Annotated in this window: 8 protein-coding genes; 7 read left to right on the forward strand and 1 reads right to left on the reverse strand. The window is 74.5% G+C overall.

All coding sequences use genetic code 11. The features are described 5' to 3' along the window. The first annotated feature begins 38 nt into the window (after positions 1-38). The 7 genes from ACFYO5_RS00320 to cobI are packed head-to-tail and all read left to right on the forward strand — an operon-like array spanning position 39 to position 10,928. Complete coding sequence (locus ACFYO5_RS00320) at positions 39-1,007, forward strand: cobalamin biosynthesis protein (protein WP_388702541.1); 969 nt, start codon at positions 39-41, stop codon at positions 1,005-1,007. After that, positions 1,004-2,536, forward strand: coding sequence for a cobyric acid synthase (locus tag ACFYO5_RS00325; protein ID WP_356568172.1), 1,533 nt, complete (start codon positions 1,004-1,006; stop codon positions 2,534-2,536). The genes ACFYO5_RS00320 and ACFYO5_RS00325 overlap by 4 nt, the downstream gene beginning before the upstream one ends. After that, complete coding sequence (gene cobN, locus ACFYO5_RS00330; RefSeq protein WP_388702542.1) at positions 2,533-6,189, forward strand: cobaltochelatase subunit CobN; 3,657 nt, start codon at positions 2,533-2,535, stop codon at positions 6,187-6,189. The genes ACFYO5_RS00325 and cobN overlap by 4 nt, the downstream gene beginning before the upstream one ends. Further along, complete coding sequence (locus ACFYO5_RS00335; protein WP_388702544.1) at positions 6,186-8,201, forward strand: putative cobaltochelatase; 2,016 nt, start codon at positions 6,186-6,188, stop codon at positions 8,199-8,201. Before cobN ends, ACFYO5_RS00335 begins: the two co-directional genes overlap by 4 nt. Then, the gene (cobO, locus tag ACFYO5_RS00340; protein WP_388702546.1) at positions 8,201-8,800 is read left to right on the forward strand and encodes a cob(I)yrinic acid a,c-diamide adenosyltransferase; all 600 of its coding nucleotides are present in this window, start codon (positions 8,201-8,203) and stop codon (positions 8,798-8,800) included. Before ACFYO5_RS00335 ends, cobO begins: the two co-directional genes overlap by 1 nt. Next, the gene (locus ACFYO5_RS00345; RefSeq protein WP_388702548.1) at positions 8,797-10,182 is read left to right on the forward strand and encodes a cobyrinate a,c-diamide synthase; all 1,386 of its coding nucleotides are present in this window, start codon (positions 8,797-8,799) and stop codon (positions 10,180-10,182) included. Before cobO ends, ACFYO5_RS00345 begins: the two co-directional genes overlap by 4 nt. Continuing rightward, positions 10,179-10,928, forward strand: coding sequence for a precorrin-2 C(20)-methyltransferase (gene cobI, locus ACFYO5_RS00350; protein ID WP_388702550.1), 750 nt, complete (start codon positions 10,179-10,181; stop codon positions 10,926-10,928). The genes ACFYO5_RS00345 and cobI overlap by 4 nt, the downstream gene beginning before the upstream one ends. A gap of 560 nt (positions 10,929-11,488) precedes the next feature. Here the strand turns inward: cobI and ACFYO5_RS00355 are convergent. Further along, complete coding sequence (locus tag ACFYO5_RS00355; protein WP_388702552.1) at positions 11,489-12,253, reverse strand: ZIP family metal transporter; 765 nt, start codon at positions 12,251-12,253, stop codon at positions 11,489-11,491. Positions 12,254-12,316 lie beyond the last annotated feature (63 nt).

Consider the following 12,316-nt stretch of genomic DNA (forward strand, 5'->3'; position numbering starts at 1 on the left):
CACCAGGTCGCTGCCCGACCCGTCGGCCGGCTGAGCCGGTGGGTGCCGATCGCCGCTACGCGTACGGTGCCGCCGCCGGCCTCCTGGGGGACCTGATCCTCGGCGATCCGCGCCGGGGCCATCCGGTCGCCCTGTTCGGGCGGGCCGCTGCCGCCGTCGAGCGGGTGCTGTGGCGGGACCACCGCGGGTGGGGCGCGCTGTACACCGCCGTGTGCGCCGGCGGCGCCGTCGCTCTCGGGGCCGCCGCCACCCGTGCCGTACGCCGCTCCCCCGCCGCCTCCGTCGCGCTGACCGGCGCCGCCGCCTGGGCCGTCGTCGGCGGGACCTCGCTGGTGCGCGAGGCCCGGACCGTCGGACGGGCCCTGGAGGCGGGGGACATCGAGGGCGCGCGGGCGAGGCTGCCGCATCTGTGCGGGCGGGACCCGCAGGCTCTGGACGCCGACGCGGTCGCCCGCGCGGTCGTCGAGTCCGTCGCCGAGAACACCTCCGACGCGGTCGTGGGCGCCCTCGTGTGGGGGGCCGTCGGCGGGGTGCCGGGGCTGCTCGGGTTCCGGGCCGTGAACACCCTGGACGCCATGGTCGGCCACCGGTCGCCGCGCCACCGTCGGTTCGGGTGGGCGTCCGCCCGGCTGGACGACGCCGCCGGATGGCCCGGGGCGCGGCTGACCGCCGTACTCGCCGCCGTCGCCGGGGACGATCCCCGGGGGGCGGTGCGGGCCTGGCGGGCCGACGCGCACCGGCATCCCAGCCCCAACGCCGGTCCCGTGGAGGCGTCGTTCGCCGGTGCCCTCGGGGTGCGGCTCGGCGGGACGCTGTCGTACGGCGGGCGGGTCGAGCACCGGCCCGTGCTGAACGGGGAGCGGGGGCGGCCCGTCGAGCCCCACGACATCGAACGTGCCGCGCGGCTCTCCCGCCGGGTCGGCCTGCTCGCGCTCGGCGTCACGGTCGCCGCGCGCGTCATCACCGCGCGCGCCGTCGCCGCGGGAGCGAAGGGGCGTACGTCATGAGTGGGGGTCTCCTCGTCGCCGGCACCACCTCCGACGCCGGCAAGAGCGTCGTCACGGCCGGGATCTGCCGGTGGCTGGTGCGGCAGGGGGTCCGGGTCGCGCCCTTCAAGGCGCAGAACATGTCCCTCAATTCGTTCGTGACCCGTGAGGGCGCCGAGATCGGGCGGGCGCAGGCCATGCAGGCGCAGGCCTGCCGGGTCGAGCCGACCGCGCTGATGAACCCGGTGCTGCTCAAGCCGGGCGGCGAGCGGAGCAGCCAGGTCGTGCTGCTCGGCAAGCCGGTCGGTGAGATGAGCGCGCGCGGCTATCACGGAGGGCGGCAGCGCGAACTCCTCGGCACCGTTCTCGACTGTCTCGCCGAGTTGCGGGGCACGTATGACGCGGTGATCTGTGAGGGGGCGGGCAGTCCCGCCGAGATCAACCTGCGGCGGACCGACATCGTGAACATGGGCATCGCCCGCAACGCGCGGCTCCCCGTGCTCGTCGTCGGCGACATCGACCGCGGCGGCGTCTTCGCCTCCTTCTTCGGGACCGTCGCGCTGCTCTCGCCGCAGGACCAGGAGCTGGTCGCCGGGTTCCTGGTGAACAAGTTCCGCGGTGACGTCTCGCTGCTGGAGCCCGGCCTGGAGATGCTGCACGGGCTCACCGGGCGACGGACCTACGGGGTGCTGCCGTTCCGGCACGGGCTGGGGATCGACGAGGAGGACGGGCTGCGGGTGTCGCTGCGCGGGACCGTCCGGGAGTCGAACGTCTCCCCGCCCGTCGGCGAGGACGTGCTGCGGGTCGCCGTGTGCGCCGTCCCGCTCATGTCCAACTTCACCGACGTGGACGCGCTGGCCGCCGAACCGGGCGTCGTCGTCCGGTTCGTGGACCGACCCGAGGAGCTGGCCGACGCCGATCTGGTCATCGTGCCGGGGACCCGGGGGACGGTCCGGGCGCTGGAGTGGCTGCGGGAGCGCGGACTGGCGGAGGCACTGCGGCGCAGAGCCGCCGAAGGCCGGCCGGTCCTCGGCGTCTGCGGCGGCTTCCAGATCCTCGGCGAACACATCGAGGACGAGGTCGAGAGCCGGCAGGGCCATGTCGACGGGCTCGGAGTGCTGCCCGTCCGGGTGCGGTTCGCGCGCGAGAAGACGCTCACCCGGCCCGTCGGCGAGGCCCTCGGCGAGCGTGTCGAGGGGTACGAGATCCATCACGGGGTCGCCGACGTCAGCGGGGGCGAGGCGTTCATCTCCGACGGCCTGGGCAACAGCCTGGACGGCTGCCGGGTCGGTCAGACCTGGGGCACCCACTGGCACGGCTCACTGGAGTCGGACGGTTTCCGCCGGGCGTTCCTGCGGGAGGTGGCGGCCGCCGCGGGCCGCCGTTTCGTGCCGGCCGCCGACACCTCGTTCGCCGCGCTGCGCGAGGAGCAGCTCGACCGGCTCGGCGACCTGATCGAACAGCACGCGGACACGGACGCGCTGTGGCGGCTCATCGAGTCGGGCGCGCCGCAAGGACTGCCTTTCATTCCACCGGGAGCGCCCGTATGAGCACAGTGTTGTTGTTGTCGACCGCCGACACCGATCTGCTGGCGGCACGGGCCGCCACCGGCGCCTCGTACCGGATCGGCAATCCGACCCGCGTGGACGTGGCGGAGGAGCTGCCCGGCCTGATCGAGGGCGCGGACGTCGCCGTCGTACGGCTGCTCGGCGGGAAGCGGGCCTGGGAGGACGGGCTCGCCGCGCTGAGGGCGGCGGGCATCCCCACGGTGCTGCTCGGCGGGGAGGCCGTGCCCGACGCCGAGTTGATGGCCGAGTCGTCCGTGCCCGCCGGTGTGGTCGCGGAGGCGCTCAGGTACCTCGTGGAGGGCGGGCCCGCCAACCTCACCGAGCTGGCGCGGTTCCTCTCCGACACCGTCCTGCTGACCGGTGAGGGGTTCGAGGAGCCGCGCACGATGCCCGGATACGGCGTGCACGGGGAAAGGGTGCTCCGGGACGGCCGTCCGACCGTCGGTGTGCTCTTCTACCGCGCCCACGAACTGAGCGGCAACACCGCTTTCGTGGACACGCTGTGCGACGCGATCGAGGCCACCGGATCCAACGCCCTGCCGGTGTACTGCGGTTCGCTGCGCGACGCCGACCCCGGTCTGTACGAGATCCTCGGCGCGGCCGACACCCTGGTCGCCACCGTCCTCGCCGCGGGCGGCACGCACGCCTCGCAGGCCTCGGCCGGGGGCGACGAGGAGGCCTGGGACATCGGGGCCCTCGCCGACCTGAACGTGCCGGTGTTGCAGGGCCTGTGCCTGACCTCGTCGAAGGCCGCCTGGGACGCCTCCGACGCCGCCCTCTCCCCCATGGACGCGGCGATGCAGGTCGCGATCCCGGAGTTCGACGGGCGGCTGATCACCGTCCCGTTCTCCTTCAAGGAACAGGGCCCGGACGACGTTCCGGTGTACGTCGCCGACCCCGAGCGGGCCGCGCGCGTCGCCGGGATCGCCGTACGGCACGCCCGGTTGAGGCACAAGGCGAACGCCGGGAAGAAGCTCGCCCTCGTCTTCACCGCCTACCCGACCAAGCACTCCCGGGTCGGCAACGCGGTCGGCCTCGACACGCCCGCCTCGGCGATCCGGGTCCTGGACGCCCTCGCCGGAGCCGGCTACTCGCTCACCGACTACCCCGACAACGGCGACGAGTTGATCCACCGGCTGATCGCCGCCGGCGGCCACGACGTCGAATGGCTCACCGAGGAGCAGCTCGCCGCCGCGCCCGCGCGGGTGCCGCTGGCCGACTACCGGGCCTGGTTCGACAGGCTCGACCCGGATCTCCGGCAGGGCATGCTGGACGCGTGGGGCGAGCCGCCGGGCGGCCTCTACGTCGACGGCGACGACATCGTGCTGGCATCCCTGCAGTTCGGGAACGTGGTCGTGATGATCCAGCCGCCGCGCGGCTTCGGCGAGAACCCGATCGCCATCTACCACGACCCGGACATGCCGCCCTCGCACCACTACATGGCGGCCTACCGGTGGCTGGAGAACAGTTTCGGCGCCGACGCGATCGTCCACATGGGCAAGCACGGCACGATGGAGTGGCTGCCGGGCAAGGGGCTGGGGCTCAGCCGCGGCTGCGCCCCCGACGCCGTCCTCGGCGAACTCCCGCTGATCTACCCGTTCATCGTGAACGACCCCGGCGAGGGCACGCAGGCCAAGCGGCGCGGGCACGCCACCGTCGTCGACCACCTGGTGCCGCCGATGGCGCGCGCCGACACCTACGGGGACCTGGCCAAGCTGGAGCAGCTCCTCGACGAGTACGCGCTCGTGTCCGACCTGGACCCGACGAAGGCGCCGGCCGTGCGGGCACAGATCTGGACACTGGTGAAGGCGGCCGAACTCCACCACGACCTGCACGTGGACGACCAGCCGGACGACGAGGCGTTCGACGAGTTCGTCATGCACATCGACGGCTATCTGTGCGAGATCAAGGACGTGCAGATCCGCGACGGCCTCCACATCCTCGGCGGCGGTCCGGTCGGCGAACCGCGCGTGAACCTGGTGCTGGCCGTGCTGCGGGCCTCGCAGGTGTGGGGCGGGCAGGCGAACGCGCTGCCCGGCCTGCGGGCCTGCCTGGCGGAACACTTCGGGCTGGTCGAGAAGGAGTTGCTCGCCGAGCCGGGGGCGCCGGTCAAGGTCCCGGTGGAGCTGACGGACCTCGTGGCGGGGCCGTCCCGCTCGGCCGCCGACGCGATCGACCTGCTGGAGCAGTTGTGCCGGCGGATCGCGGAGGGCATGGAGGCGCGGGGATGGGCGGCCGGCGAGAGCCGCGCGCTCGTCGGAGAGGTCCTGGGCACCGAACTGCCCGACGCGGTCGCGGTGGTGGAGTTCGCCTGCACCGAGGTCGTGCCCCGGCTGGCGAGGACCACCGACGAGATCGGGCACATCCTCAAGGCCCTGGACGGCGGCTACGTCCCGGCCGGTCCGTCCGGCTCGCCGACGCGCGGGCTGGTCAACGTCCTGCCGACCGGCCGCAACTTCTACTCGGTCGACCCCAAGGCCATCCCGTCCCGGCTGAGCTGGGAGGTCGGGCAGGCCCTCGCCGACTCGCTCGTGCAGCGGTACCTCCAGGACACCGGCGAGTACCCGAAGTCGGTGGGCCTCACCGTGTGGGGCACGTCCGCCATGCGCACCCAGGGCGACGACATCGCGGAGATCCTCGCGCTGCTGGGCTGCCGGCCGGTGTGGGACGACGCCTCGCGACGGGTGACCGGCTTCGAGGTCGTGCCCGCCGCCGAGCTGGGCCGGCCCCGCATCGACGTCACGGTCCGCATCTCCGGGTTCTTCCGGGACGCCTTCCCGCACGTCGTCGGGCTGATCGACGACGCGGTGCGGACGGTGGCCGACCTGGACGAGAGCGCCGACGTGAACTACGTGAAGGCGCACGCGGACGAGGACACCGCCGAGCACGGCGACCGGCGCCGGGCGACGGCCCGCGTCTTCGGCTCCAAGCCGGGCGCGTACGGCGCCGGGCTGCTGCCGCTGATCGACGCCCGCAACTGGCGCTCGGACGCCGACCTCGCCGAGGTGTACGCGGTGTGGGGCGGTTACGCCTACGGGCGGGGGCTCGACGGGCGGGCGGCCCGCGGCGACATGGAGACCGCGTTCAGGCGGATCGCCGTCGCCGCGAAGAACGTCGACACGCGCGAGCACGACCTCGTCGACGCCGACGACTACTTCCAGTACCACGGCGGCATGGTCGCCATGGTCCGCCACCTGACGGGCGCCTCCCCCGAGGCGTACGTCGGCGACTCGGCCACCCCAGACCAGGTGAAGACCCGCACGCTGGGCGAGGAGACCCACCGGGTGTTCCGCGCGCGGGTGGTCAATCCGCGCTGGATGGCCGCGATGCGGCGGCACGGCTACAAGGGCGCCTTCGAGATGGCGGCGACCGTCGACTACCTCTTCGGCTACGACGCCACCGCGGGCGTGGTCGACGACTGGATGTACGAGAAGCTCAGCGCCGAGTACGTCTTCGACGCGGAGAACCGGGACTTCATGAAGAAGTCCAACCCGTGGGCCCTGCGCGGCATCACCGAGCGGCTCCTGGAGGCCGCCGAGCGCGGACTGTGGGCCGAGCCCGACGCGGACACGATCGAGCGGCTCCGGGCCACCTACCTGGAGCTGGAAGGCGACTTGGAGGGCGACGACCAGTGAGTACCCCGTTCCCGTTCACGGCCGTCGTCGGCCAGGACGACCTGCGGCTCGCGCTGCTGCTGAACGCCGTGTCCCCGGCGGTCGGCGGAGTGCTGGTGCGCGGCGAGAAGGGCACCGCCAAGTCGACGGCGGTACGCGCCCTCTCGGTGCTGCTGCCGGCGGTTCCCGTCGTCCCGGGATGCCGTTTCTCCTGCGACCCCGCCCATCCCGACCCCGCGTGCCCGGACGGGCCGCACGAGCCGGGGGCGGGCGTCGAACGGCCCGCGCGGATGGTCGAGTTGCCGGTCGGCGCCTCCGAGGACCGGCTGGTCGGCGCGCTGGACATCGAGCGGGCCCTGTCGGAGGGCGTGAAGGCCTTCGAGCCCGGCCTGCTGGCCGACGCGCACCGCGGGATCCTGTACGTCGACGAGGTCAACCTCCTCCACGACCACCTGGTGGACCTGCTGCTGGACGCGGCGGCGATGGGCGCGTCGTACGTCGAGCGCGAGGGTGTCTCCGTACGGCACGCGTCGAAGTTCCTGCTGGTCGGCACCATGAACCCGGAAGAGGGCGAGCTGCGGCCGCAGTTGCTCGACCGGTTCGGCCTGACCGTCGAGGTCGCCGCCTCGCGCGAGCCCGACCAGCGCGTGGAGGTCGTGCGGCGGCGGCTCGCCCACGACGACGACCCGGCCGGCTTCGCCGCGCGGTGGGAGGACGAGGAGACCTCCCTACGGGCGCGGATCGTGGCGGCTCGGACCCTGCTGCCGTCGGTGCGGCTGGGCGACGCGGCGCTGCGCCAGATCGCGGCGACCTGTGCCGCGTTCGAGGTGGACGGCATGCGGGCCGACATCGTGATGGCGCGGACGGCGACGGCGCTGGCGGCCTGGGCGGGGCGGACCGACGTGCTCGCGGAGGACGTCCGGCAGGCGGCGCTGCTGGCGCTGCCGCACCGGCGGCGCCGCAATCCCTTCGACGCGCCGGGCCTCGACGAGGACAAGCTCGACGAGACGCTGGAGGAGTTCGGCGGCTCCGACGACGAGGACCCCGACCCCGATCCCGGCCCGGACGGGCCGGGCGGCGGTGACGGGGGTGGCGGGCAGCCGCCGTCGGAGGGGCCCGAGGACGGTGACACCGGGGCGCGTCCCGAGGCCGGGGAGAGCGGTGAGCCGCAGACCTCGGGGGGCGGCGCCGGTGAGCAGCAGCCCGCGCGTGCCGCCGAGCCCTTCCGGACGAAGGTGCTGAGCGTGCCCGGCCTCGGCGAGGGCGCCGCCGGGCGACGCTCGCGGGCCCGGACCGAGCACGGGCGGACCACCGGGGCCCGGCGGCCGCGCGGGGCGCTGACCAAGCTGCACCTGGCGGCGACCGTGCAGGCGGCGGCGCCTCACCAGCGGGCGCGCGGACGCTCCGGGCGCGGTCTCGTCGTCCGCCGGGACGATCTGCGGCAGGCGACACGGGAGGGGCGCGAGGGGAACCTCGTGCTGTTCGTCGTCGACGCGTCCGGGTCCATGGCGGCCCGGCAGCGGATGGGCGCGGTCAAGGGTGCCGTGCTGTCGCTGCTGCTCGACGCCTATCAGCGGCGGGACAAGGTGGGGCTGGTGACGTTCCGCGGGTCGGCCGCCGACGTGGCGCTGCCGCCGACCTCGTCCGTGGACGCGGCGGCCGTACGCCTGGAGTCGCTGCCGACCGGGGGGCGGACGCCGCTCGCGGCGGGGCTGCTCAGGGCGCACGACGTGCTGCGGGTGGAGCGGCTGCGGGACTCCGCCCGGCGGGCGCTGGTCGTCGTGGTGACGGACGGCCGGGCGACCGGCGGCCCGGAGCCCGTCGCCCTCGCCGGGCGCGCGGCCCGGCTGTTCGCGGCCGACGGGATCGCCTCCGTGGTCGTGGACTGCGAGTCGGGGCCCGTACGGCTGGGGCTCGCCGGGCAGCTCGCGGGCGAGCTGGGCGGCAGCGCCGTCACGCTCGACGAGCTGCGGGCGGACTCGATCGCCGGGCTGGTCAGGGACGTGCAGGGAACTTCGAGGAGGGCCGCGTAATGCCGCAGGGACAGCCGAGTGTCGTACCGGACGACGGACTGACGACGCGTCAGCGGCGCAACCGGCCGCTGGTGATCGTGCACACCGGGGTCGGCAAGGGCAAGTCCACCGCCGCGTTCGGGCTCGCGCTGCGGGCCTGGAACCAGGGTTGGCCCGTCGGGGTGTTCCAGTTCGTCAAGTCGGCGAAGTGGAAGGTCGGCGAGGAGCGGGCGCTGCGGGTGCTCGGGGACTCCGGCGAGGGCGGGTCCGTCGTCTGGCACAAGATGGGCGAGGGCTGGTCCTGGGTGCAGCGGGACTCGCAGATGGACAACGAGGAGAAGGCCCGCGAGGGCTGGGAGCAGGTCAAGCGGGACCTCGCCGCGCAGACGTACCAGCTGTACGTGCTGGACGAGTTCGCCTACCCCCTGCACTGGGGGTGGATCGACACCGACGAGGTCGTGTCCGTGCTGCGGGAGCGGCCGGGGAACCAGCACGTCGTGATCACCGGGCGGAACGCGCCCGAGAAGCTGGTGGGGTTCGCGGACCTGGTGACCGACATGTCCAAGGTCAAGCACCCCATGGACGTGGGGCAGAAGGGGCAGAGGGGCATCGAGTGGTGACGTCCTCCGTCCCACGGCTGGTCATCGCCGCGCCCTCGTCGGGCAGCGGCAAGACCACCGTCGCCACGGGGCTGATGGCCGCGCTCGCCGCGCGGGGGCTCGCCGTGTCCCCGCACAAGGTCGGGCCGGACTACATCGACCCCGGGTACCACGCGCTCGCCACCGGGCGGGTGGGGCGCAACCTCGACGCGTACCTGTGCGGTCCCGAGCTGGTCGCACCGCTGTTCCTGCACGGGGCGCGGGGGTGTGACATCGCCGTCGTCGAGGGGGTGATGGGGCTGTACGACGGGGCCGCGGGGCAGGGTGAGCTGGCGTCCACGGCGCAGGTGGCGAAGGTGCTGCGGGCGCCGGTGGTGCTGGTCGTGGACGCGTCGTCGCAGTCGCGGTCGGTGGCGGCGCTGGTGCACGGGTTCGTGTCCTGGGACCCGGAGGTGCGGATCGGGGGCGTGATCCTCAACAAGGTCGCCTCGGACCGGCACGAGGCGTTGCTGCGGGAGGCGCTGGAGTCGGTGGGGGTGCCGGTGCTGGGCGCGCTGCGGCGGGCCGCACCGGTGGAGACGCCGTCACGGCATCTGGGGCTGGTGCCGGTGGCCGAGCGGGGGGCCGCCGCGGTGGCGGCGGTCGCGGCGATGGCCGCGCAGGTCTCCGACGGTTGTGATCTGGAGGGGCTGCTGGCGTTGGCCCGGGGGGCCGGCGCGTTGTCGGGTGCGGCCTGGGACGCTTCCGAGGCCGCGGCGTCGCCCACCCACGACCGTCCGGCCCGGTCGGCCGGGCAGCCGGCGCCCGTCGTCGCGGTCGCCGGCGGGGCCGCGTTCACCTTCTCCTACGCCGAGCACGGTGAGCTGCTCGCCGCCGCCGGGGCCGAGGTGGTCACCTTCGATCCGCTGCGGGACGAACGACTCCCGCCGGGGACGGACGGGTTGGTCGTCGGGGGCGGGTTTCCCGAGGTGTACGCCGCCGAACTGTCCGCGAACGAGGGGCTCCGCAAGGAGGTCGCCGCGCTGGCGGAGAGCGGGGCGCCCGTCGCCGCCGAGTGTGCGGGCCTGCTCTATCTCTGCCGTGAGCTGGACGGGCTGCCCATGTGCGGGGTGCTCGACGCCACCGCCCGGATGACGGAGCGGCTCACCCTCGGGTACCGGGACGCCGTCGCGGTGGGCGACAGCGTGCTCGCCGGGGCGGGGACCCGGATGCGGGGGCACGAGTTCCACCGCACCGTCGTCGAACCGGGCGCCGGGACGGCTCCCGCCTGGGGGGTCCTCGCTCCCGTGAAGCGGGTCGAAGGCTTTGTGGAACGCGGTGTGCACGCGAGTTATCTGCACACGCACTGGGCGTCGTCGCCCGGTGTGGCCCGTCGGTTCGTGGAGAGGTGCCGGACGTCATGAGCAGCAGGCTGATCGGAGTCGGGGTCGGTCCCGGGGATCCGGAGCTGGTGACCGTGAAGGGCGTCAACGCTCTGCGGGCCGCCGACGTGGTCGTCGTCCCGGTGATGGCCGCGGCCGACGGGACGGCGGGCGTGGAGCGGGGGCGCGCCGAGACGACGGTGCTCCACTACGTGCCCGAGGAGAAGGTCGTCCAGGTGGTGTTCGCGCTGAACGAGCGGTCCGACCGGGCCTGGCGGGAGGCCGCGTGGGACGCCGCCGGGGAGCGGGTGGCGCAGCTGCTCGGGCAGTACGGCTCCGTCGCCTTCGCCACGATCGGCGATCCCAACGTGTACTCGACGTTCACGTATCTCGCCCAGACCATCGGGGAGCTGGTGCCGGGCACCGTCGTGGAGACCGTGCCCGGGATCACCGCCATGCAGGATCTCGCGGCGCGGTCGGGCGCCGTACTGACCGAGGGGACCGAGCCGCTGACGCTGGTGCCGGTGACGGCGGGGTCGGCGGTGCTGAAGGACGCGCTGGCCGGTCCCGGCACCGTCGTCGCCTACAAGTTCGGCCGGCAGGCCGCCGAGGTCGCCGAGGCGCTGCGCGAGACCGGGCGGCTGGCGGACGCGGTGTGGGGTTCGGCGCTCGGCCTCTCCGAGGAGTCCATCCGCCCCGCCGCCGAGCTGGACGGGGAGCCCCTCCCCTACCTCTCCACCCTCATCGCCCCGGCCCGCCGCGACGGCGGAAGAGGCGGCAAGCTGTGAGAGACCCCGCGACGCGGCGGCCGGCCGCCGCCGCTCCCCGGCCGACCGGGGGCGCGCCCCTCGACACCGGCCGGCAGCCGACCGCGGACCCGGCCACCGGACCCCGCCGGCAGCCGACCGCGAACTCGGCCCCCCGGTCCGGCCACGGGGCGGCCGCGGGCGCACCCGTAGCCACCCGACACGAGCCCGCCGACGGCCCGGTCGGCGCCACCCACCCGCGGCCCATCCGCGGCCCGGTCGTCGACGCCCACCCGCAGCCCACCCGCGGCTCGCTCGTCGGCCCCCACCGTCGGCCGGCATCGGGCTCCCCCACCGGTGCCCGGCACCAGCCCACCGACGGCTCGATCGTCGCCACCCGACACGAGCCCACCGGCGGCCCGGTCGCCGACGCCCACCCGCAGCCCATCCGCGGCCCGGTCGCCGACGCCCACCCGCAGCCCACCCGCGGCCCGGTCGTCGACGCCCACCCGCAGCCCATCCGCACCATGCCCGTCGCCACCCGGCACCAGCCCACCGGCAGCCCGGTCGGCGCCACCCACCCGCGGCCCGCCGTCGGCGGCTCACTCCGCCAGGCCCACCACCAGCCAGATGAAGGCCGCGCCCGCGATCGTGCACAGGACCGTGGAGCGGGCGGGGTGTTCGTGGTGGGCCTCGGGGAGGATCTCGGCCGCCGCCAGGTAGAGGAGCGCGCCGGCGAAGAAGCCGAGGTAGGCGCCGAGCAGTGGTTCGGGGATGGTGACGAACGCCGTGGAGGCGGCGCCGACGACCGGTGCGGCGGCGTCCGCGAACAGCATGGTCAGTGCTCTGCGGCGGGCGTTCCCGTACAGGCTGGTGATGGTGTACGTGTTGAAGCCGTCCGCGAAGTCGTGGGCGATGACCGCCAGCGCGACGGCCGTGCCCATGCCGCCGCCCACCTGGAAGGCCGCGCCGATCGCGACGCCGTCCATGGCGCTGTGACCGACCATCGCCGCGGCCGCCGTGAGGCCCACCTCGGGGCGGCGGCCGTTGTGTTCGCCGGCGCCGTGCGAGGCCATGGGGGTCCCCCCGCTCGAGCGAAGTCGAGAGCGGGGGAGGTGGGCCAGCAGACGTTCCACCAGATGGGCGAGGAGAAAGCCCGCCACGAACAGCAGCAGGGCGGCGGGCACCCCGAAGACCTCCGAGCCGGCCGCCTCCAGGGCCTCCGGCAGCAGGTCCAGGCCGACCACCCCCAGCATCAGGCCTCCGGCCAGGCCCAGCACCAGGTGGCGGCGGTCGGTCACGCGCTGCGCCGTCCAGCCGCCGGCCAACGTCATCAGGAACGCGCCGAGCGCGACGAACACCGCCATGTGCCCTTGGTATCCGATCGGGCCCCGGCCACGCACCTTCGCCATCACCCGTGTCACGTCCCA

Origin of the sequence: Streptomyces sp. NPDC006259 (assembly GCF_042870975.1) — a bacterium.
Classification (GTDB): Bacteria; Actinomycetota; Actinomycetes; order Streptomycetales; family Streptomycetaceae; genus Streptomyces.

Bases quoted from the DNA above. Each gene is read 5' to 3' on its own strand.
- ACFYO5_RS00325 (WP_356568172.1), top strand. From the start codon at position 1,004: ATGAGTGGGGGTCTCCTCGTCGCCGGCACCACCTCCGACGCCGGCAAG.
- cobN (WP_388702542.1), top strand. From the start codon at position 2,533: ATGAGCACAGTGTTGTTGTTGTCGACCGCCGACACCGATCTGCTGGCG.
- cobO (WP_388702546.1), top strand. From the start codon at position 8,201: ATGCCGCAGGGACAGCCGAGTGTCGTACCGGACGACGGACTGACGACG.
- cobI (WP_388702550.1), top strand. From the start codon at position 10,179: ATGAGCAGCAGGCTGATCGGAGTCGGGGTCGGTCCCGGGGATCCGGAG.
- ACFYO5_RS00355 (WP_388702552.1), bottom strand. From the start codon at position 12,253: ATGGCGGTGTTCGTCGCGCTCGGCGCGTTCCTGATGACGTTGGCCGGC.